This is a genomic window from Streptomyces sp. CGMCC 4.7035 (genome assembly GCF_031583065.1).
GTDB classification, from domain to species: Bacteria; Actinomycetota; Actinomycetes; order Streptomycetales; family Streptomycetaceae; genus Streptomyces; species Streptomyces yaanensis.
This window is the reverse complement of the sequence record NZ_CP134053.1, coordinates 6,024,958-6,046,528: the sequence shown is the minus strand read 5'-3', so window position 1 is coordinate 6,046,528 and position 21,571 is coordinate 6,024,958. Positions and strand designations below refer to the sequence as shown.

Sequence of the window (21,571 nt, the reverse complement as noted above, 5' to 3'; positions counted from 1 at the left end):
AGGGCGGGGCCCCGGATTTCGATCCGGGGCCCCGCCCTTGTGCTACCCGCGTTCGGGGACTGTGGCCCCTGTGTTCGGGTGGGGGAGCGGTTGTGCGTGCGTACACAACGCCGAAGGCCCGGGCCCGCCAAGATTTTTTGGCGGGCCCGGGCCTTCGCTGTTGGTCCCGGGCCTTCGCGGGTCGGTTACGCCTTGCGCAGGCGGAACGTCAGGGTCAGGGAGTCGTCGGTGAACGGCTCGCCGTAGGTGCCGTCCGCCTCGCCCTGGGCGCTGTGCTCATTCAAGAAGGCCGTGGCGAGAACCTCCTCGGCGATCAGACCGGAGTGCTCGGTCAGGGCCGCGATGACCGCCGGGTCCGTCGCGGTCCAGCGCAGCGCGATGCGGTCGGCGACATCCAGGCCGCTGTTCTTGCGGGCCTCCTGGATCAGCCGGATCGCGTCACGGGCGAGACCCGCCTGCCGCAGCTCCTCGGTGATCTCCAGGTCGAGGGCGACCGTCGCGCCGGAGTCGGACGCCACCGACCAGCCCTCGCGCGGGGTCTCCGTGATGATCACCTCGTCGGGGGCGAGGGCGACCGTCTCGCCGTCGACCTCCACCGACGCCGTGCCCTCGCGCAGTGCCAGGGACAGTGCCGCCGCGTCGGCGTTCGCGATGGCCTTGGCCACGTCCTGGACCCGCTTGCCGAAGCGCTTGCCGAGCGCGCGGAAGTTCGCCTTGGCAGTGGTGTCCACCAGCGAGCCGCCGACTTCACTCAGAGAGGCGAGGGAACTGACGTTCAACTCGTCCGTGATCTGGGTGTGCAGTTCGGGGTCCAGCATCTCGAACCCGGCCGCCGCGACCAGCGCGCGGGACAGCGGCTGACGCGTCTTGACACCGGACTCCGCGCGCGTGGCGCGGCCCAGCTCGACCAGCCGGCGCACCAGCATCATCTGCTTCGACAGCTCCGGGTCGATGGCGGTGAGGTCCGCCTCCGGCCAGGAGGCCAGGTGCACCGACTCCGGGGCGCCCGGGGTCACCGGCACGACCAGGTCCTGCCACACCCGCTCGGTGATGAACGGGGTGATCGGCGCCATCAGCTTCGTGACCGTCTCGAGGACCTCGTGCAGCGTGCGCAGCGCGGCCTTGTCGCCCTGCCAGAAGCGGCGACGCGACCGGCGCACGTACCAGTTCGACAGATCGTCGACGAACGCCGACAGGAGCTTGCCGGCGCGCTGGGTGTCGTACGCCTCCAGGGCCTGCGTCACCTGGTCGGTGAGCGCATGCAGCTCGGACAGCAGCCACCGGTCCAGCACCGGGCGGTCGGCCGGGGCCGGGTCGGCCTCGCCGGGCGCCCAGCTCGACGTACGGGCGTACAGCGCCTGGAAGGCGACCGTGTTCCAGTACGTCAGCAGCGTCTTGCGGACGACCTCCTGGATCGTGCCGTGGCCCACCCGGCGGGCCGCCCAGGGGGAGCCGCCGGCGGCCATGAACCAGCGCACCGCGTCCGCGCCGTGCTGGTCCATCAGCGGGATCGGCTGCAGGATGTTGCCCAGGTGCTTGGACATCTTGCGGCCGTCCTCGGCGAGGATGTGGCCCAGGCACACGACGTTCTCGTACGACGACTTGTCGAAGACCAGCGTGCCGACCGCCATGAGGGTGTAGAACCACCCTCGCGTCTGGTCGATGGCCTCCGAGATGAACTGCGCCGGGTAGCGGGACTCGAACAGCTCCTTGTTCTTGTACGGGTAGCCCCACTGCGCGAACGGCATCGAGCCCGAGTCGTACCAGGCGTCGATGACCTCCGGCACGCGCGTGGCCGTCTCCTGGCACTGGGGGCACGGGAAGGTGACGTCGTCGATGTACGGACGGTGCGGGTCGAGCTCGGACTGGTCGGTGCCGGTCAGCTCGGTCAGCTCCGCGCGGGAGCCGACGCAGGTGAGGTGACCGTCCTCGCAGCGCCAGATCGGCAGCGGGGTACCCCAGTAGCGGCTGCGGGAGAGCGCCCAGTCGATGTTGTTGTTCAGCCAGTCGCCGAAGCGCCCGTGCTTGACCGTCTCCGGGAACCAGTTGGTCTTCTCGTTCTCCTGGAGGAGGCGGTCCTTGATGGCCGTGGTGCGGATGTACCAGGACGGCTGCGCGTAGTAGAGGAGCGCGGTGTGGCAGCGCCAGCAGTGCGGGTAGCTGTGCTCGTACGGGATGTGCTTGAAGAGCAGACCGCGGCTGTCGAGGTCCTCGGTGAGCTTCTCGTCGGCCTTCTTGAAGAAGACGCCGCCGACCAGCGGGACGTTCTCCTCGAAGGTGCCGTCGGGGCGCACCGGGTTGACCACGGGCAGGCCGTACGCGCGGCAGACCTTGAGGTCGTCCTCACCGAAGGCGGGGGACTGGTGGACCAGACCCGTACCGTCCTCGGTGGTGACGTACTCGGCGTTCACGACGTAGTGGGTTCCGCCCGGGGTCTCCGGGAACTCGACGAGCTCGAACGGACGCTGATACGTCCAGCGCTCCATCTCGGCGCCGGTGAAGCTCTGCCCCGTCGGCTCCCAGCCCTCGCCGAGCGCCTTGGCGACGAGCGGCTCCGCGACGACGAGCTTCTCCTCGCCGTTCGTCGCTACCACGTAGGTGACCTCGGGGTGGGCGGCGACCGCGGTGTTGGAGACCAGCGTCCACGGGGTCGTCGTCCACACCAGGAGCGCGGCCTCGCCGGCCAGCGGACCGGAGGTGAGCGGGAAACGGACATAGACCGACGGGTCGATCACCGTCTCGTAGCCCTGCGCCAGCTCGTGGTCCGACAGACCCGTGCCGCAGCGCGGGCACCAGGGGGCGACGCGGTGGTCCTGGACCAGCAGCCCCTTGTTGAAGATCTCCTTCAGCGACCACCAGACGGACTCGACGTACTCGGGGTCCATGGTGACGTACGCGTCGTCGAGGTCGACCCAGTAGCCCATGCGGGTCGTCAGCTCGGAGAAGGCGTCGGTGTGGCGCAGTACGGACTCGCGGCACTTGGCGTTGAACTCGGCGATGCCGTACGCCTCGATGTCCTTCTTGCCGCTGAAGCCGAGCTCCTTCTCGACCGCCAGCTCCACCGGGAGGCCGTGGCAGTCCCAGCCGGCCTTACGGGCCACGTGGTAGCCGCGCATGGTGCGGAAGCGCGGGAAGACGTCCTTGAAGACGCGGGCCTCGATGTGGTGGGCGCCCGGCATGCCGTTCGCGGTGGGCGGGCCCTCGTAGAACACCCATTCGGGGCGGCCCTCGGACTGCTCCAGGCTCTTGGCAAAGATCTTCTGCTCGCGCCAGAAGTCGAGCATCGCGTGCTCGAGCGCGGGCAGGTCGACCTGGGCGGGCACCTGGCGGTACTGCGTCATCGATCTTCCTCCGGCGGACGTGCTGCCTTCCGTCGGAGGGACGAGAGCCGGGAATTCCGTGAATTCTCCGTACGCCGTGTGCGGCGCGCTCCCGCGGTACCACCCTCCTTGGCTCCCCGGTGCGCCGTACGCACCAGTGAGCCCCCTCATTGGGGTCGCGATGCCGGTTCTACTGACCCTGGGCGGCCGGTGGGCGAGCCCACTGTCCAAGGCGTTCTTCCGGCGGCTCCGGGGTGATCTTCACGTCGCGCTCGCCTCCGGGCTTCCACCGTCCCCGGATCGCTCATGGCTGCGTACGCCGCTACTCGGCCCCATCCACGCTTTTCGCTCCGCCCAGTGTACGGCGCCGCACGGACCGCGGCCGACCGGTTTTACCGGTCCCGAGGGCGAGGGCGCCGCGAGGTGGTGGGTGACCCGAATGGCGAGGCGCCGGCGTGCGGATCCCGGGACGAGGGGCCCGGCGGATTACCCGGCGGAGAGCTGGGCACAACGGATGCAGGCTCGCCGTGCGGCGCTCGTACGGCGGGCGAATCGTTGGCGTGCCCCGTTGCCGCGGGCCAGAAGTCGATTTATCGTCCCAGCACGATTCGCGCGCAAGATCACAATATGTGAAGGGGCCGCGGCCATGGTGGCGAAGAAGACCGCCGTACAGCAGTCGGCGTCCGCCAGATCCCCGGGTACGGGTGCCTCCGGCGGTTCGGCGGCCACGGACGCGCGCGGGAAGAACAGCACCCACGCGGCATGGGCGAGTCGGACGGCCAGGCTGGTGAAGAGGCTGGGCGCGGCCGTCGGCGGGTCCGGGAAGACCGGTTCGGCCGAGGCCGGAAAAAAGCCGGCGGGGGGTGCGGCCGACGGAAGGAGCGTGGCAAGCGGGAGCCGCTTGGCAACCGGAAGCAGCACGGCAAGCGGTAGCCGCGTGGCAACCGGAGGGAGGGCGGCAACCGCGACGGCCCGGGCTGCCGGGAAGGCCCTGGGGGCCGCCGGGAACCCAAGGGTGGCCGGGAACCTAAGGGGTGGCCGGAAGAAGCTCGGCGCCGGGGAGACGGCTGCCGGGAGGACGGCCGCTGGGAGAAGGGCCGCCGGAGGAACGGCGGCTGCGAGGTCGGCTGCCGAGAAGACGGTCGGAAAGGCGGCTGGGAAGACAGGGGCCAAGAAGACGTCGGCCGGGGAAACGGCCGACACTGAGGCGGCGGGTACCGCCGCGAACGCTTCGGTGACGGCCGCGGTCAAGCAGACGGCCACTGCGAAGGCAGTCGCGAAGGAGGCGGCTCCGGCACAGGCGGCTGAGAGAGAGGTGGCTTCGGCGAGGTCGGCTGCCGGGAAACAAACTGTCCCCAAGAAGGCGGCCGCCACGACGGTGGCCTTCGGAGAGACGGCAGCGGAGAAGACCGCTGCGACTGAGGCGGCCGGCGAGAAACCGGTCTCCAAGAAGGCGGCCAGGAAGGCGGCCCTCAAGAACGCGGCCAAGAAGGGAGCCGCCGGCAAGACGGTGTCCGCCAAGGAGGCCGGCTCGGTCAAGGCGGGTGCCGAGGCGGCAGCAGCTGATCGGCCGGGCGCCAGGAAGACCGCTCCTGTGAAGGCCGCCGACAAGGAGACGGTCACCAGGAAGGCGGCCACCGGGAAAGCGGTCCCTTCGAAGACGGCGGCCGGCAAGAAGTCCGTCGTCAAGAAGACGGCGGCGTCCAAGGTGGGCTCCCCGACGAGGGCGGTCGCGAAAGCGGTCCCTTCGAAGAAGGCGGCCAAGGAGGAAGGCGGTCCCGAGCGACCGGCGGCGAAGAAGGCGTCGGCCGGCAAGAAGGCGGCGGTGACCAGCACCGTCGTGAGGAAGACCGCGACGAAGAAGACCGTCGCCAAGGAGGCAGCGGTGACCAGCACCGTCGTGAAGAAGGCGACAGACGCGAAGAAGACCGTCGCCAAGAAGGCGGCAGCGAAGAAGACCCTCGCCAAGAAGGCGGCGGCCGGCACCGTCACCAAGAAGGCGGCGTCAAGCACCGTCACGAAGAAGACCGCGGCGAAGAAGACCGTCGCCAAGAAGGCGGCGGACACCGTCGCCGAGGAAGAGGCGGCGAAGAAGCCCGTCGCCAAGAAGGCAGAAGCAAAGAAGGCAGCAGCCAAGAAGGCCGTCACCAAGGAGACGGCCCCTGCCAAGGCCGCTGCCCGGAAGAGTGCCGCCGCTAGGGGCGGCACCACGAAAAGCACCCCCACGAAGAGTGCGGCCAAGAAGAGCACGGCCAAGAAGGCGGGCGCAGTCGCGGCCGCGAAGCAGACGGGAGCCACGACGGTGGTTGCGAAGAAGACTCCTGGCACGGCCACGGCGGCGACGGACTCCTCCGCGGTCCCCAAGGCACGGTTCGCCGCCGCGGAGCCCGGCGAACTGGCGGTGCGCCCCGGCGAGGACCCGTGGACCCCCGAGGAGGTGGCCGAGGCGCGCGCGGAGCTTCAGTCCGACGCGATCCGGCTGCGCGGTGAGATCGACGCGTCCGAGCAGGCGCTGGTCGGCCTGATGCGCGACTCCGGGGACGGCGCCGGCGACGACCAGGCGGACACCGGCACCAAGAACATCACACGCGAGCACGAGATGGCGCTCGCCGCCAACGCCCGCGAGATGCTCGTACAGACCGAGCGCGCCCTGGAACGCCTCGACGCCGGCACCTACGGCCTGTGCGAGAACTGCGGCAACCCCATCGGAAAGGCCCGTATGCAGGCCTTCCCGCGCGCCACACTGTGCGTGGAGTGCAAGCAGAAACAGGAACGCCGCTAATGATCCCCGCCTGAACACACGGTCCGGCGGGGTCGTGTCGTAATCTCGTCCTCAGTCAGGCACCTAGGTTGAGGGACTCACGTGGCAGAGGCGGAGCGCATCATCGGTACGCCGGATATCCCAGACGCGGCGGGGGCCGGGCCGGAGCAGTCCGAGGAGCAGGCCCCGTCCGGCGCGGCCGAGCGCCCGCGCGGCAGGCGCCGGATCGCGGTCCTGTTCGCCGTCGCCGCCTTCGCGTACGCCCTCGACCTGGTCAGCAAGCTGATCGTGGTCGCGAAGCTGGAGCACCACGAGCCCATCCGGATCATCGGGGACTGGCTGCAGCTCAACGCGATCCGCAACGCCGGCGCGGCCTTCGGCTTCGGCGAGGCCTTCACCGTGATCTTCACGGTGATCGCGGCCGCCGTGATCGTGGTGATCGCCCGCCTCGCGCGCAAGCTCTACAGCCTGCCGTGGGCGATCGCGCTCGGCCTGCTGCTCGGCGGTGCGCTGGGCAACCTCACCGACCGGATCTTCCGCTCGCCGGGCGTCTTCGAGGGTGCGGTCGTGGACTTCATCGCGCCCAAGGGCTTCGCCGTCTTCAACCTGGCCGACTCGGCGATCGTCTGCGGCGGCATCCTGATCGTGCTGCTGTCCTTCCGCGGTCTCGACCCGGACGGAACGGTCCACAAGGACTGAGCGCCGGGAGGCTCGTGCGGCGTTGTGTCACCCGTCCGGCATACTCGACGGGTGAGCACGCTTCCCGAGATCCGTACCCTGCCCGTGCCCGACGGCTTGGAGGGCGAGCGCGTCGACGCCGCCATCTCCCGCATGTTCGGCTTCTCCCGTACGAAGGCGGCGGAGCTGGCCGCGGCGGGCAAGGTGCTGGTCGACGGCACGGTGGTCGGCAAGTCCGAGCGGGTGCACGGCGGTGCCTGGCTGGAGGTCGAGATGCCGCAGGCGCCCGCGCCGGTCCAGGTGGTCGCCGAGCCGGTCGAGGGCATGGAGATCGTTCACGACGACGACGACGTGGTCGTGATCGTCAAGCCGATCGGTGTCGCCGCGCACCCGTCGCCCGGTTGGTCGGGCCCGACGGTGATCGGCGGTCTCGCCGCCGCCGGGTACCGGATCTCCACCTCCGGCGCCTCCGAGCGCCAGGGCATCGTGCACCGCCTCGACGTCGGTACGTCCGGCCTGATGGTCGTGGCCAAGTCGGAGTACGCGTACACGTCGCTGAAGCGCCAGTTCAAGGAGCGCACGGTCGACAAGCGCTACCACACGCTCGTCCAGGGCCACCCCGATCCGACCAGCGGCACCATCGACGCGCCCATCGGCCGCCACCCCACCCATGACTACAAGTGGGCGGTCACGGCCGACGGCAAGCCCTCCGTCACGCACTACGACCTGATCGAGGCCTTCCGCTCGGCCTCGCTGCTCGACGTCAAGCTGGAGACCGGACGCACCCACCAGATCCGCGTCCACATGGCCGCCCACCGCCACCCGTGCGTCGGCGACCTGACGTACGGCGCGGACCCGACGATCGCCAAGCGGCTCGGCCTGACCCGCCAGTGGCTGCACGCCGTACGGCTCGGCTTCGAGCACCCGGGGGACGGCCAGTGGGTGGAGTTCGAGAGCGACTACCCCGCCGACCTGCAGAAGGCGCTGGACAAGGTGCGCGAGGAGAGCTGGGCGTGAGCGCCGCGTACGAGGTGCGGGTCGCCGAGGACCCCGTCGACCGCGAGGCGTGCTTCGCGGTCCGCAAGGAGGTCTTCGTCGGCGAGCAGGGCGTGCCCGAGGACATCGAGTACGACGCGTACGACGCCGACGCCGTCCACGTACTGGCCGTACGGGAGGACGGCGTGCCGCTCGGGACCGGGCGGCTGCTGTACGGGGAGGCGGCCGCCGCCAAGAACGGCGGCGACGCGTCCGTGGGCTCCCTGGGGCGGCTCGCGGTGACGCGGGAGGCGCGCGGTCTGGGCGTCGGGGCGGCGCTGGTGCGGGCGATCGAGGACGCGGCACGCGCGCGTGGTCTCGCGGCGGTGGATCTGCACGCGCAGACGCACGCGCTGGGCTTCTACGAGCGGCTGGGGTACGAGGTCTACGGGCCGGAGTTCCCGGACGCCGGGATTCCGCACCGGGCGATGCGGCGCCCTCTGTAGCCGAGGGCGCCGGAAGGCCGGTGGGAAGGTGACGTGGCAGGCTTGAGGTCTGCCGTGCGAACGTCGGACTTCCCGGAGTGCTGACCGTGGACCAGTTGGCCCTGTTGCTCCTGTTGTTGCTCGGGGCCGTGGTCAGTGTCCCGGTCGGGGACCGGTTCGGGCTGCCGTCGCCGGTGCTCATGACGCTGCTCGGAATCGTGCTCGCCCTGCTCGACTTCGTGCCCGACGTGAACATCCCGCCTGAGCTGATCCTGCCCGCGCTGCTGCCACCGCTGCTGTACGCGGCGGTGCGCCGGACGTCCTGGCGGCAGTTCGCCGCCAACAAACGGCCGATCTTCCTGCTGGCCGTGGCCCTGGTGTTCATCACCACCGTGTGTGTGGCCGCCGTCGCCCACACGATCGTGCCGGGGCTGCCGGTCGCGGCGGCGGTCGTGCTGGGTGCGCTGGTCGCGCCGCCCGACCCGGTCGCGGCCACCGCCGTCGCGGGACAGCTCGGACTGCCCCGTCGGCTGGTGTCGATCCTGGAGGGCGAGGGCCTGTTCAACGACGTGACGGCGATCGTGCTCTACCACGTCGCGATCGCCGCTGCCGTCAGCGGGACGTTCTCGCTGCCCCACGCCCTGCTCGAACTGGTGCTCTCCGCGATCGTCGCCCTCGTCGTCGGGGTCGTGCTCGGCTGGGCCGCGGGCAAGCTCCTCGACCTGCTCGGCGACGCCACCCTCCAGGTCGGCCTGACGCTCCTGGTGCCGTACGCGTCGTACGTCCTGGCCGAGGAACTGCACGGCTCCGGCGTGCTGGCCGTGCTCGTCACCGCCCTGTTCCTGGCGGAGTACGCCGGTGATCCGGACGACGTCATGATGCGGCTGGCGGGACACACGTTCTGGGACGTGGTGGACACCCTGGTCACCGGGATCGCGTTCGGGCTGATCGGACTCGAGTTGCACCACGCGATCCGCACCGCGTCCGGCCGGTGGGGCGAGATGCTCGGCCGGTCCGCCGCGATCGTGGCCGTCGTGGTGCTCGTACGGCTCGTGTACCTGCTGCCCGCGACCTGGCTGACCAAACGGCTGCACGCCCTGCGGGACTACGACGAGGACGTCCCGATGTCATGGCGCGAGACCGTCGTGATGTGGTGGTCGGGCATGCGGGGCGTGGCGTCGGTGGCGCTGGCCCTGGCCATTCCGCTGACGATGGAGAACGGGGCGCCCTTCCCCGACCGTGACGAGATCGTCTTCATCGCGTTCGGGGTGATCATGGCCACCCTCGTCCTTCAGGGGCTCACGCTGCCCTGGCTGGTGAAGAAGCTCGGGGTGCGGGCCGACATGGAGAGCGAGAAGGCCTTCGAGAGGGCGCTCGCGGTCCGCGCGTCCAAGGCGGCGAAGCGGAGGCTGAAGGAGATCGAGGAGGTCGAGGAGCTGCCGGAGGAGCTGTCGGAGCAGTTGCTGCGGCGCGCCTTCGAGATCGGCGCGCGCATCAGCCCGGACCTGGGGGACGAGGAACGGCGCGAGGCGCACGAACACCGTCTATCCCGCCTCAAGCGGTTGCGCAGGATCCAGGGGGAGATGCTGAGCGCGGCCCGGCACGAGGTGCTGGCGGCGCGCAGTGAACCGGGCGCCGACCCGGAGATCGTCGACCGGGTGCTGCGCCATCTGGACGTGCGCAGCATGCGCTGACATCCCTGCGGGGGACGATGTTTGTACGATTGGATCATGGCGCGCAACGTGGTGATCAGCGGCGGCGGTACGGGGATCGGGCTCGCGACGGCGCAGGCCTTCGCCGCGGACGGGGATCAGGTGCTGCTGCTCGGGCGGCGTGCCGAGGTGCTGGAGCGGGCCGGGGTGCCCGGAGCGCTCACCTACGCGGCAGACCTCAGCAAGCCCCGCAGCGTACGAGGGGTGGAGCGGTTCGTGGCCGCCGAATTCGGCACCGTGGACGTCCTGATCCACAGCGCCGGAGGCGGCGGGTACCGGGAACCGAAGGTGGACAGCGACGAGCCGCTCGACGTCGTCCTGCACAACTGGGCCCTCAACTTCGGGCTCAACACCCTGACCGCGGTCCTGCTCACCGAGGCGCTGAAGGACCGGCTCGCGCAGCCCGGCGGGCGGCTGCTGTTCCTGAGCTCGATCGCGGCCTACCGCGGCTCGGGCAGCGGGGCGTACGCCGGGGCCAAGGCGGCGCTGCATCCCTACGCCCATGACCTGGCCAGGCAGTTGGGGCCGCGCGGTGTCACCGTGAACGTGGTCGCGCCCGGATACATCGAGGACACCGAGTTCTTCGGCGACGCGATGACAGAGGAGCGGCACGCCGAGCGCATCGCCGAGACCTCGACCGGGCGTGCCGGTACGCCGGGGGACGTCGCCGCGACGCTGCACTGGCTCGCCTCCCCGGGCGCCGGGCACATCACCTCGCAGATCATCCAGGTCAACGGCGGGGCCGAGCGAGGGCACTGAGGCCGGCGGCTACCCCCGGCCCGTCCTCGGCGGCTCGTGCGCCCTCACCCTGGGGACATGTCCGTCGGGCGACCCATGGCCGTTCCTGCCAGGCGGCGGCATGGCCTCCGCCGTGTTGACCCGCGGCAGCGCGTACGGATGCTCCTCGGCCAGCCACCGGATCATCCGCTCGCGGACCGTGACCCGCACCGTCCAGATGTCGTCCGCGTCCTTCGCGGTCACCAGCGCCCGCACCTGCATGGTGTTGGGCGTCGTGTCGGTGACCGCGAGGCCGTAGTCGCGGCCGTCCCAGGCCGGGCACTCGCGCAGGATGTCGCGGAGCCGCTCGCGCATCGCCTCCACGGGAGCGGAGTGGTCGACGTGGAAGAAGACGATGCCGGTCATCTGGACGCCGCCGCGGGACCAGTTCTCGAACGGCTTCGAGGTGAAGTACGACACCGGCATGGTGATCCGGCGCTCGTCCCACGTCCGTACCGTCAGGAACGTCAGCGTGATCTCGTCGACGGTGCCCCACTCGCCGTCCACCACGACGGTGTCGCCGAGCCGCACCATGTCGCCGAAAGCGATCTGGAGCCCGGCGAAGAGGTTGGCGAGCGTGGACTGTGCGGCCACACCGGCGACGATGCCGAGGATGCCGGCCGAGGCCAGCAGCGAGGCTCCGGCCGCCCGCATCGCCGGGAAGGTCAGCAGCATCGCGGCCACCGCCACCACACCGACGACTGCCGCCACCACCCGCATGATCAGCGACACCTGGGTGCGTACGCGCCGGACCCGGGCCGGATCGCGGTGGGCGCGGGCGTAGCGCGAGTACGACGTCTCGACGATCGCGGCCGCGATGCGGATCACCAGCCAGGCGGCGGAACCGATGAGCACCAGCGTCAAGGTCCGTCCGATCCCGACCCGGTGCGCCTGAAGCAGTTTCGCCTCGTCGTAGGAGCCTCTCAGCAGGGCCGCGCACAGGACGAGCTGGTACGGGATGCGGCCGCGTCGGAGCAGGCCCCACAAGGGCGTCTCGGGATGCCCGCCGTTCGCCTTGCGCAGCAGGAGGTCCGTGGCCCCCCCGATGAGCAGCGTGAGCACGACCGAGCCACCGACCACGATCACCGGGCGCAGTACGTTCTCCATGCCCTGGAACGTAACCGGTAGAGCGCATCATGAACCTGTGATCCGGATCCGCCTGTGAACGCGCTGCGTACGGCGTTGTCGGTCCCGGCTGGCACCATGGCCTCATGAACATCATGCTCTTCCACTCGACGTACGGACTGCGCCCCGCCGTCCGGTCCGCCGCCGACCGGCTGCGCGCCGCCGGGCACGAGGTGTGGACCCCCGACCTGTTCGAGGGCCGCACCTTCGAGACGGTCGAGGAGGGCATGGCATACAAGGACGAGATCGGCAAGGAAGAGCTGCTCAAGCGGGCCGTCCTGGCCTCCGCGCCATACTCGGAGAGAGGGCTTGTGTACGCCGGGTTCTCGCTCGGCGCCGCCACCGCGCAGACCCTGGCACTCGGCGACCACAACGCGCGCGGACTCCTGCTGCTGCACGGCACGTCGGACATCGCGGCGAGCGCCTCGGTGGACGATCTGCCGGTCCAGCTGCACGTGGCCGAGCCCGATCCGTTCGAGACGGACGACTGGCTCAGCTCGTGGTACCTGCAGATGCGCAAGGCGGGCGCGGACGTGGAGATCTACCGGTACGCGGGCGCCGGCCACCTCTACACCGACCCCGAGCTGCCGGACTACGACGAGGAGGCGGCCGAGGCCACCTGGCGGGTGGCGCTCGGCTTCCTCGACAGCCTGTAGCCGGCTCCTCGGCGGGGGCTACACCGGGTCGTAGGTCCGCTCGACCTTCTGCGTGCCGCTGAGCGTGCGGTAGGAACGCGCCCAGGACGAGGTGGCGTTCGCGTTGGTGCGGTCGGACAGGACGTAGTAGTCCATCTGCGCGCGGTCGGCGGTGATGTCCAGGACGCCATAGCCGTGGCGGTCGGTGTCGACCCAGTGGACATGCCGGTTGGCCGCGCGGATGATCGGCGAGGCCAGCGCAGAGACGGTGCCCTCGGGGACCTTGACGATGTCGTCGAGGTTGTCGGAGGTGACCGAGGTGACGACGAACTCCGAGGCGACGGAGGCCGACAGCGGGTAGGTGCCGGCGTCCACGGGCACGTCGTTGGCCCACGCCATGTGGATGTCGCCGGTCAGGAAGACGGTGTTGGTGATGGCGTTCGACCGCAGATGGGCCAGGAGTTCGCGGCGGTCGTCGGTGTAGCCGTCCCACTGGTCGGTGTTGAGACCGAGACCTTCCTGGGGCAGGCCGAGCAGCTTGGCGAGCGGCTTGAACAGGTCCGCGGAGAGCGAGCCGATGGCGAACGGCGAGATCATCACCGAGTTGCCGACCAGCCGCCAGGTGGTGTCGGACGCCTTCAGCCCGGCCTTCAGCCAGTCGAGTTGGGCGCGGCCGGTGATCGTACGCTCCGGGTCGTCGACCGATCCGTTGCCGACCTTGACCTGCTGCGAGCGGAAGGAGCGCAGGTCGAGCAGGGACAGGTCGGCGAGCTTGCCGAAGCGCAGCCGGCGGTAGGTGGTGCCCGCGATCGCCGGGCGGACCGGCATCCACTCGAAGTAGGCCTGCTTGGCGGCCGCCTGACGGGCCGACCAGGTCCCCTCGGCGCCCTCGGTGTGGTTCTCCGCGCCGCCCGACCAGGTGTCGTTGGCGAACTCGTGGTCGTCCCAGATGGCGATGACCGGCGCCTTGGCGTGCAGAGCCTGCAGATCGGGGTCCGTCTTGTACTTGCCGTGCCGGGTGCGGTAGTCGGCGAGCGTGATGATCTCGTGCGTGGGCGAGGTCTGGCGTACGACGGTGCCGCGCGTGCCGTATTCACCGGTGCCGTATTCGTAGATGTAGTCGCCGAGGTGCAGCCAGGCGTCCAGGTCGCCGCGGGCCGCGAGATGACGGTAGGAGGAGAAGTAACCGGCCTCCCAGTTGGCGCAGGAGACCACGCCGAAGCGCAGTCCGGACACGGTGGCGTCGGTGGCCGGGGCCGTGCGGGTGCGGGCGGGCGGGGAGTCGGTGCCGCCGGCGGAGAAGCGGAACCAGTAGTCCGTGGCCGGCTCAAGACCCCGTACATCGGCCTTCACGGTGTGGTCGGAGGCGGCGGTCGCCGTGAGGGAACCCTTGGCGACGATGTTCGTGAACGCCTTGTCCCTGGCGACGATCCAGCTCACCTCGGTGTCCGGGCCCAGCCCGGAGCCGGGCGTCGCCTCGGCCGTGGGCGTCACCCGGGTCCACAGCAGGATGCCGTCGGGCAGCGGGTCACCGGACGCCACACCGTGCAGGAAGGCCGGGGCGTCGTCGGCGGCGCGGGCCGGCAGGGCCGCCGCGAGGGGGGCGCCCAGAACAACAGTGGCCGCCGCGGCCTTGACGACCGTACGGCGGCGCGGGGAGAGGGAGTCTGCGCTCTCGGATGATCTGTATCGACTGGTCACGGGCGATCAGATTACTGACCGGTACGCATAAAGAGCGGGCGAACACGTAAATGTTCGCCCGCTCTTCGTCTGCCGGACCGCTCAGGCCCTGCCTGTGGGACCGGGACCTGCCCGTGGGACCGCTCAGGCCACGTCCGTGAGGCCGGTCAGACCACGTCCGTGGGACCTGTCAGGCCTTGAGCGCGTTGTCGAGCGCCGTCGTGAAGGCGGCCACCGTCATCGGCGCGTTCTTGCCGTCCGAGCCGGTGAGCGTCTTGCCGTCCATCTTCAGCGTCGGCGTGCCGTTCACGCCGGACTTGTTGAACTTGTCGGACATGACCAGCGCCCACTTGTCGTAGGTGCCGTCCTTCACGGCCTTCTGGAACGCGGCGTTGCCCTTCAGGGCGGGCACCGTGTCCGCGACCTTGATCAGGTAGCTGTCGTCCTTGAACTTGTCCTCGTCCTCCGCCGGGTGCCACTTCGCCGAGTACAGCGCGGTCTTGTACTCCAGGAAGGCCTCGGGGCTCACGTTCAGTGCGGCGCCCATGGCGCTCAGCGCGTTCTTGGAGCCCTGGCCCTGGGTGTTGCCGTCGATGAACGAGGCGCCGATGTACTGGATCTTGAACTTGCCGGCGTCGAAGTCCTTCTTCACGGTCGAACCGACGGTTTGCTCGAACTGGGCGCAGATCGGGCAGCGCGGGTCCTCGTACATCTCCAGCGTCTTCTTCGCGCTTGCCTTGCCGAGGACGACCGTGGTGCCGTCCGTACCGGACGTGTTGGCGGGCTTGACGAGCTTGTCGTCCTTCGCCGCCTCCCAGTAGCCGGGCTTGTTGCCCTGCACGACGGCGTAACCTATGCCGCCGGCCGCCGCCAGGACCGCGACGACCGAGCCGGCGACGATCAGCTGCCGCTTGACCTTGTCGCGCTTGGCCTGCCGCTCGCGCTCCAGCCGCAGCCGCTCACGGGCCGCAGTCTTCGCCGTCTGGCTGTTCCGCTTGCTCATGTGGGTGATCTCCATGGGGACGCGCGCACGTTGTGTACGCGGGATACGTAAGGGGACTTCCGGTGCTCAGGTGCTCAAAAGCTCAGGTGCTCCGGACGGAAGCTCAGGTGCTTCAGACGGAAGCGAGCGAGCAGGGCGGACCCCGCAGTCCCAGGGAGTACGCGGACAGGCGCGTACGGGCGGCGGCGACGCGGTGTACGGGGCGCGGTGCCCGGCGGACCGGGGTGAGCAGCCGTACCGTCACCGCGGCGACCGCGATCAGCAGCGGCCGGAACGTGGTCGCGGCCACCGCGCGCAGCAGTTGGGTCAGCGCCCGCTCGCCGCGGCGCAGCCAGGCGGCCGCGAGGAGCCCGACGCCGACATGGGCGGCGAGCAGCAGCCAGGCGGTCGCCGGGTCGCCGTGCGCGAGGAGCGCCGCGAACCGGTCGGTGCCGGTGCCGGGGACCCGGGTGAACGGGGTTCCCACGCTCCCGCCGTGGCACAGGACGTCCAGGCCGACCGAGCGCAGCGGGCCGGTGACCGGGCCGCCCGCCCTGCCGTAGCAGGCGTGCTGGCCCGTGGTGAACACCGTGTCCGCGGTCAGCTCCAGGGGGACCAGCAGGGTGGCGATCTTCCCGAAGCCGCGCTCGCGGTCGGCCAGCGCGTAGGCGACGAGGAAGACGGCGGCGGCGATCAACGCCACCGTCCCCAGGGGCAGCGGGACCTTGGACAGCAGCACGTGCGACGCGGTGCTGAGCGTCACGACCATGGCCGTGAACAGCGCCGCGCGCACGGCTCTGAGCTGGGTCCCGGATATGTCCATAGGGGAAAGAGTGTTTCACGCGCTCCCGTAAGGGCCCCTTAAAGGGCAGCTATGCGTTACGGGAGCGTTGTGTGTGAGAGCGGTCGGGGTGGCCTGTGGGCCGAGTGACTCAGAGGCCGGGGATCCGGCCGTTGCGGAACAGGTCCACGAAGATCTGGTGGTCGGTACGCGCGCGTGCCCCGTACTCGTGGGCGAAGTCCACCAGCAGGTCCGCGAAGCCGGCCTCGTCGGCGGCGATCGCCGCGTCGATGGCCCGCTCGGTGGAGAAGGGCACCAGGGACTCGCCGGACTGGTCGTCCGCCGCCGCGTGCATCGTCGCCGTGGCCCGGCCCAGGTCGGCGACGACCGAGGCGATCTCCTCCGGGTCGTCGATGTCGCCCCAGTCGAGGTCCACCGCGTACGGCGACACCTCGGCGACCAGCTGGCCCGTACCGTCGAGCTCGGTCCAGCCCAGCCACGGGTCGGCGTGTGCTTGAAGGGCGCGCTGGGAGATCACCGTGCGGTGGCCCTCGTGCTGGAAGTAGTCACGGATCGCCGGGTCCGTGATGTGGCGGGAGACGGCCGGGGTCTGCGCCTGCTTGATGTAGATCACCACGTCGTTCTCGAGAGCGTCGCTGTGGCCCTCCAGCAGGATGTTGTACGACGGCAGGCCCGCCGAGCCGATGCCGATGCCGCGGCGGCCGACCACGTCCTTCACGCGGTACGAGTCCGGGCGGGCCAGCGACGTCTCCGGCAGCGTCTCCAGATAGCCGTCGAAGGCCGCGAGCACCTTGTAGCGGGTGGCCGCGTCCAGCTCGATGGAGCCGCCGCCCGGCGCGAAACGGCGCTCGAAGTCGCGGATCTCGGTCATCGAGTCCAGCAGCCCGAAGCGCGTCAGCGAGCGGGCGTCACGCAGCGCGTCCAGGAGCGGGCCCTGGGCGGTGTCCAGGGTGAAGGGCGGCACCTCGTCGCTCTTGGCGCCGGTCGCCAGGGCGTGGACGCGCTGCCGGTAGGCCGCCGCGTAGACCCTGACCAGCTCGCTGATCTGCTCGTCGCTCAGCGCCTTCGCGTACCCGATCAGCGCCACCGAGGCGGCGAAGCGCTTCAGGTCCCAGGTGAAGGGGCCGACGTACGCCTCGTCGAAGTCGTTCACGTTGAAGATCAGACGGCCGTTGGCGTCCATGTACGTGCCGAAGTTCTCGGCGTGCAGGTCGCCGTGGATCCACACGCGCGAGGTGCGGTCGTCCAGGTACGGGCCGCCCCGCTTCTCCGCGTCCAGGTCGTGGTAGAAGAGGCACGCCGTGCCCCGGTAGAACGCGAAGGCGGAGGCCGCCATCTTGCGGAACTTCACGCGGAACGCGGCCGGGTCGGCGGCGAGCAGCTCGCCGAAGGCGGTGTCGAAGACAGCGAGGATCTCCTCGCCGCGTTGCTCGGCGCTGAGCTGCGGAACCGACATCGCTGGGTGCCTCCAGGTGCAGGTGGTGCGTGACTGTGGGACGGGCATGGCGTCCGCCCGGGCCGGATGGCTCCGACCCGTTCCAACGGACGACGGTACGCGGGAGTGCCCGGGATCTCGCACGAAGGTGCGAGCACACGGATCCGCGTGTCGTCGGACGACGGTACGCGGTGAATCGGGCCGAGTGTCAGTGCCGAGGCATAGACTTCGACGCTGTCCCCCAGACTGTCCGCAGCCTGTCGGGCCCCCGTCGACGCTTGCCCACCCGTCACCCGACCACCGCCCCTCAACGAGGCGCTACGCGCCACACCTGCCTAACTGGAGGCCGAAGCCGTGTCAAAGCCGCCGTTCACGCACCTGCACGTACACACCCAGTACTCGCTGCTGGACGGTGCCGCGCGGCTGAAGGACATGTTCAACGCGTGCAACGAGATGGGCATGACGCACATCGCCATGTCCGACCACGGCAACCTCCACGGGGCGTACGACTTCTTCCACTCCGCGAAGAAGGCCGGGGTCACCCCGATCATCGGTATCGAGGCATATGTCGCGCCCGAGTCGCGGCGCAACAAGCGCAAGATCCAGTGGGGTCAGCCGCACCAGAAGAAGGACGACGTCTCCGGTTCGGGTGGTTACACGCACAAGACGATCTGGGCGGCGAACGCGACGGGCCTGCACAACCTCTTCCGGCTCTCCTCGGACGCGTACGCCGAGGGCTGGCTGCAGAAGTGGCCCCGGATGGACAAGGAGACCATCTCCCAGTGGTCCGAGGGGCTCATCGCCTCCACCGGCTGTCCCTCCGGCGAGCTCCAGACCCGGCTGCGCCTCGGCCAGTACGACGAGGCCCTGAAGGCGGCCGCCGACTACCAGGACATCTTCGGCAAGGACCGCTACTTCCTGGAGCTGATGGACCACGGCATCGAGATCGAGCGCCGGGTCCGCGACGGCCTCCTGGACATCGGCAAGAAGCTCGGCATCCCGCCCCTGGTCACGAACGACTCGCACTACACGTACGCGCACGAGGCGGGCGCCCACGACGCGCTGCTGTGCATCCAGACCGGCAAGAACCTCTCCGACCCGGACCGCTTCAAGTTCGACGGCACCGGCTACTACCTGAAGTCCACGGACGAGATGTACGCCATCGACTCCTCGGACGCCTGGCAGGAGGGCTGCCGCAACACGCTCCTGGTGGCCGAGCAGATCGACACCACCGGGATGTTCGAGGCGAAGAACCTCATGCCCAAGTTCAACATCCCCGAGGGCTACACCGAGGTCACCTGGTTCAAGGAGGAGGTCCGCCGGGGCATGGAGCGCCGCTTCCCGGGCGGCATCCCCGAGGACCGGCAGAAGCAGGTCGAGTACGAGATGGACGTCATCATCCAGATGGGGTTCCCGGGGTACTTCCTTGTCGTCGCCGACTTCATCATGTGGGCCAAGAACCAGGGCATCGCGGTCGGCCCGGGCCGTGGCTCCGCGGCCGGCTCGATCGTCGCGTACGCCATGGGCATCACCGACCTCGACCCGATCCCGCACGGCCTGATCTTCGAGCGGTTCCTCAACCCCGAGCGCGTCTCCATGCCCGATGTCGACATCGACTTCGACGAGCGTCGGCGCGTCGAGGTGATCAGGTACGTGACCGAGAAGTACGGCGCCGACAAGGTCGCCATGATCGGCACGTACGGAAAGATCAAGGCGAAGAACGCCATCAAGGACTCCGCGCGGGTGCTGGGCTACCCGTACGCCATGGGCGACCGCCTCACCAAGGCGATGCCCGCCGACGTCCTGGGCAAGGGCATCGACCTGAACGGCATCACCGACCCCTCGCACCCCCGCTACAGCGAGGCGGGCGAGATCCGCTCGATGTACGAGAACGAGCCGGACGTCAAGAAGGTCATCGACACCGCCAAGGGCGTCGAGGGCCTGGTTCGGCAGATGGGCGTGCACGCGGCCGGCGTGATCATGTCCAGCGAGACCATCACCGAGCACGTGCCCGTCTGGGTCCGGCACACCGACGGTGTGACCATCACGCAGTGGGACTACCCGAGCTGCGAGTCGCTCGGCCTGCTGAAGATGGACTTCCTCGGCCTGCGCAACCTGACGATCATGGACGACGCCGTCAAGATGGTGAAGTCCAACAAGGGCATCGACATCGATCTGCTGAGCCTCCCGCTCGACGATCCGAAGACGTTCGAACTGCTCCAGCGCGGCGACACCCTCGGCGTCTTCCAGTTCGACGGCGGTCCCATGCGCTCGCTGCTGCGGCTGATGAAGCCCGACAACTTCGAAGACATCTCCGCCGTCTCCGCGCTCTACCGTCCGGGCCCGATGGGCATGGACTCGCACACGAACTACGCGCTCCGCAAGAACAAGTTGCAGGAGATCACGCCGATCCACAAGGAGCTCGAAGAACCCCTCAAGGAGGTCCTGGACGTCACCTACGGCCTGATCGTCTACCAGGAGCAGGTGCAGAAGGCCGCCCAGATCATCGCGGGCTACTCGCTCGGCGAGGCCGACATCCTCCGCCGCGTGATGGGCAAGAAGAAGCCCGACGAGCTGGCGAAGAACTTCACCATCTTCCAGGCCGGCGCCCAGAAGAACGGCTACAGCGACGAGGCGATCCAGGCCCTGTGGGACGTACTGGTCCCGTTCGCCGGCTACGCGTTCAACAAGGCCCACTCGGCCGCGTACGGACTCGTCTCGTACTGGACCGCGTACCTGAAGGCGAACCACCCGGCCGAGTACATGGCCGCCCTCCTGACCTCGGTCAAGGACGACAAGGACAAGTCGGCCGTCTACCTGAACGAGTGTCGGCGCATGGGCATCAAGGTGCTCCCGCCGAACGTCAACGAGTCGGAGTCGAACTTCGCCGCACAGGGCGACGACGTGATCCTCTTTGGCCTCTCCGCCGTGCGCAACGTCGGCACGAACGTCGTCGAGTCGATCATCAAGACCCGCAAGGCCAAGGGGAAGTACAGCTCCTTCCCGGACTACCTCGACAAGGTCGAGGCGGTGGTCTGCAACAAGCGCACCACCGAATCACTGATCAAGGCCGGCGCCTTCGACACGATGGGGCACACCCGCAAGGGCCTCACCGCGCAGTACGAGCCGATGATCGACAACGTGGTGGCGGTCAAGCGCAAGGAGGCCGAGGGCCAGTTCGACCTCTTCGGCGGCATGGGGGAGGAGCAGAACGACGAGCCCGGCTTCGGACTCGACGTCGAGTTCACGACCGACGAGTGGGACAAGACGTATCTGCTCGCACAGGAGCGCGAGATGCTCGGTCTGTACGTCTCCGACCACCCGCTCTTCGGCCTGGAGCACGTCCTGTCCGACAAGGCCGACGCGGGCATCGCCCAGCTCACCGGAGGTGAGCACGCGGACGGCGCGGTCGTCACCATCGGCGGCATCATCTCGGGCCTGCAGCGCAAGATGACCAAGCAGGGCAACGCCTGGGCGATCGCCACCGTCGAGGACCTCGCGGGCTCGATCGAGTGCATGTTCTTCCCCGCGACCTACCAGCTGGTGTCGACCCAGCTCGTCGAGGACGCCGTGGTGTTCGTCAAGGGCCGCCTGGACAAGCGTGAGGACGTGCCGCGGCTGGTCGCCATGGAGCTGATGGTCCCGGACCTGTCGAACGCGGGCACCAACGCGCCCGTGGTGCTCACCATCCCGGCGGTGAAGGTCACCCCGCCGATGGTGAGCCGTCTCGGCGAGATCCTCAGCCAGCACAAGGGCGACAGCGAGGTGCGGATCAAGCTCCAGGGGCCGCGCAAGACAACCGTCCTGCGCCTCGACCGGCACCGGGTCAAGCCGGATCCGGCGCTCTACGGCGACCTGAAGGTCCTGCTGGGGCCGTCCTGCCTGGCGGGCTGACCGCCCGGAGTGACGACGTACGCGAGGGGCGCACCCGGCAGCGGGTGCGCCCCTCTATGCGTACCTGGGCTTCAACAGCCCCGTCGGACCTCTACAACCCGTCGGGCCTCAGAACCCCGGTACTGGCTTCAGTTGTGGCCGAAGCTCTTCTTCTTACGGGCAACATCCGTAGGGCTGCCCGCGGTCTGCGATATCGAAGACTCACTCGTCTCCGTGGCGGACCTATGCGCCTGCTCCTGCGGGTGTTCCGCCTGCGAGGAGCGGTTCTGCGGGCCGGCCTGCTTACGGTTCTTGTTCTTGGCCATGGTGA

15 protein-coding genes are annotated in these 21,571 nt (G+C 69.5%); 8 read left to right on the top strand and 7 right to left on the bottom strand.

What is annotated here, in order from left to right:
- Positions 1-185: 185 nt before the first annotated feature.
- Positions 186-3,341, bottom strand: a complete 3,156-nt coding sequence (gene ileS, locus Q2K21_RS26515; RefSeq protein WP_310775752.1) for an isoleucine--tRNA ligase — start codon at positions 3,339-3,341, stop codon at positions 186-188.
- Positions 3,342-3,888: 547 nt separating this feature from the next.
- Here ileS and Q2K21_RS26510 point away from each other — a divergent pair.
- The 6 genes from Q2K21_RS26510 (at position 3,889) to Q2K21_RS26485 (ending at position 10,690) form a co-directional block, all read left to right on the top strand.
- Positions 3,889-6,102, top strand: coding sequence for a TraR/DksA family transcriptional regulator (locus tag Q2K21_RS26510; protein WP_310775750.1), 2,214 nt, complete (start codon positions 3,889-3,891; stop codon positions 6,100-6,102).
- An 81-nt stretch (positions 6,103-6,183) separates the two neighbouring features.
- Complete coding sequence (gene lspA / locus Q2K21_RS26505) at positions 6,184-6,780, top strand: signal peptidase II (RefSeq protein ID WP_310775748.1); 597 nt, start codon at positions 6,184-6,186, stop codon at positions 6,778-6,780.
- Positions 6,781-6,831: 51 nt separating this feature from the next.
- On the top strand, positions 6,832-7,776 hold the full coding sequence (locus Q2K21_RS26500; RefSeq protein ID WP_310775746.1) for an RluA family pseudouridine synthase: 945 nt from the start codon (positions 6,832-6,834) through the stop codon (positions 7,774-7,776).
- On the top strand, positions 7,773-8,240 hold the full coding sequence (locus Q2K21_RS26495) for a GNAT family N-acetyltransferase (RefSeq protein ID WP_310775744.1): 468 nt from the start codon (positions 7,773-7,775) through the stop codon (positions 8,238-8,240). Before Q2K21_RS26500 ends, Q2K21_RS26495 begins: the two co-directional genes overlap by 4 nt.
- 86 nt (positions 8,241-8,326) lie before the next feature.
- Entirely contained in the window at positions 8,327-9,913 is a 1,587-nt protein-coding gene (locus tag Q2K21_RS26490; protein WP_310775742.1) for a Na+/H+ antiporter, read from the top strand.
- A gap of 36 nt (positions 9,914-9,949) precedes the next feature.
- A complete protein-coding gene (locus tag Q2K21_RS26485) occupies positions 9,950-10,690 on the top strand; it encodes an SDR family NAD(P)-dependent oxidoreductase (protein ID WP_310775740.1) in 741 nt (246 codons plus the stop codon).
- 9 nt (positions 10,691-10,699) lie between these two features.
- Here the strand turns inward: Q2K21_RS26485 and Q2K21_RS26480 are convergent, their stop codons facing one another.
- Positions 10,700-11,815, bottom strand: a complete 1,116-nt coding sequence (locus tag Q2K21_RS26480; RefSeq protein ID WP_310775738.1) for a mechanosensitive ion channel family protein — start codon at positions 11,813-11,815, stop codon at positions 10,700-10,702.
- A 104-nt stretch (positions 11,816-11,919) separates the two neighbouring features.
- Here Q2K21_RS26480 and Q2K21_RS26475 point away from each other — a divergent pair, with 104 nt between their 5' ends.
- Positions 11,920-12,489 (top strand): dienelactone hydrolase family protein, encoded by a 570-nt coding sequence (locus tag Q2K21_RS26475; RefSeq protein WP_310775737.1) that lies wholly within the window; start codon positions 11,920-11,922, stop codon positions 12,487-12,489.
- Positions 12,490-12,507: 18 nt separating this feature from the next.
- On the opposite strand, the gene Q2K21_RS26470 is transcribed toward Q2K21_RS26475, so the two are convergent.
- The 4 genes from Q2K21_RS26470 to Q2K21_RS26455 all read right to left on the bottom strand — a co-directional run bounded on the left by Q2K21_RS26470 (position 12,508) and on the right by Q2K21_RS26455 (position 17,388).
- Complete coding sequence (locus tag Q2K21_RS26470) at positions 12,508-14,169, bottom strand: alkaline phosphatase D family protein (RefSeq protein WP_310775735.1); 1,662 nt, start codon at positions 14,167-14,169, stop codon at positions 12,508-12,510.
- Positions 14,170-14,338: 169 nt separating this feature from the next.
- A complete protein-coding gene (locus tag Q2K21_RS26465; RefSeq protein WP_310775733.1) occupies positions 14,339-15,151 on the bottom strand; it encodes a thioredoxin domain-containing protein in 813 nt (270 codons plus the stop codon).
- A 112-nt stretch (positions 15,152-15,263) separates the two neighbouring features.
- A complete protein-coding gene (locus tag Q2K21_RS26460) occupies positions 15,264-15,953 on the bottom strand; it encodes a hypothetical protein (RefSeq protein WP_310775731.1) in 690 nt (229 codons plus the stop codon).
- Positions 15,954-16,062: 109 nt separating this feature from the next.
- Positions 16,063-17,388, bottom strand: coding sequence for a DUF2252 domain-containing protein (locus Q2K21_RS26455; RefSeq protein WP_310775729.1), 1,326 nt, complete (start codon positions 17,386-17,388; stop codon positions 16,063-16,065).
- Between the two features lie 333 nt (positions 17,389-17,721).
- Here Q2K21_RS26455 and dnaE point away from each other — a divergent pair, with 333 nt between their 5' ends.
- Positions 17,722-21,261, top strand: a complete 3,540-nt coding sequence (gene dnaE, locus Q2K21_RS26450) for a DNA polymerase III subunit alpha (RefSeq protein WP_310775727.1) — start codon at positions 17,722-17,724, stop codon at positions 21,259-21,261.
- Positions 21,262-21,389: 128 nt separating this feature from the next.
- Here dnaE and Q2K21_RS26445 read toward each other — a convergent pair whose 3' ends face one another.
- Entirely contained in the window at positions 21,390-21,566 is a 177-nt protein-coding gene (locus Q2K21_RS26445; protein WP_310775725.1) for a hypothetical protein, read from the bottom strand.
- Positions 21,567-21,571 lie beyond the last annotated feature (5 nt).

Excerpts from the sequence above, each read along its gene's own strand:
- Q2K21_RS26485 (WP_310775740.1), top strand. The coding sequence starts at position 9,950 with ATGGCGCGCAACGTGGTGATCAGCGGCGGCGGTACGGGGATCGGGCTC.
- Q2K21_RS26465 (WP_310775733.1), bottom strand. The coding sequence starts at position 15,151 with ATGAGCAAGCGGAACAGCCAGACGGCGAAGACTGCGGCCCGTGAGCGG.
- Q2K21_RS26455 (WP_310775729.1), bottom strand. The coding sequence starts at position 17,388 with ATGTCGGTTCCGCAGCTCAGCGCCGAGCAACGCGGCGAGGAGATCCTC.
- ileS (WP_310775752.1), bottom strand. The coding sequence starts at position 3,341 with ATGACGCAGTACCGCCAGGTGCCCGCCCAGGTCGACCTGCCCGCGCTC.
- Q2K21_RS26460 (WP_310775731.1), bottom strand. The coding sequence starts at position 15,953 with ATGGACATATCCGGGACCCAGCTCAGAGCCGTGCGCGCGGCGCTGTTC.
- Q2K21_RS26480 (WP_310775738.1), bottom strand. The coding sequence starts at position 11,815 with ATGGAGAACGTACTGCGCCCGGTGATCGTGGTCGGTGGCTCGGTCGTG.
- Q2K21_RS26475 (WP_310775737.1), top strand. The coding sequence starts at position 11,920 with ATGAACATCATGCTCTTCCACTCGACGTACGGACTGCGCCCCGCCGTC.
- Q2K21_RS26445 (WP_310775725.1), bottom strand. The coding sequence starts at position 21,566 with ATGGCCAAGAACAAGAACCGTAAGCAGGCCGGCCCGCAGAACCGCTCC.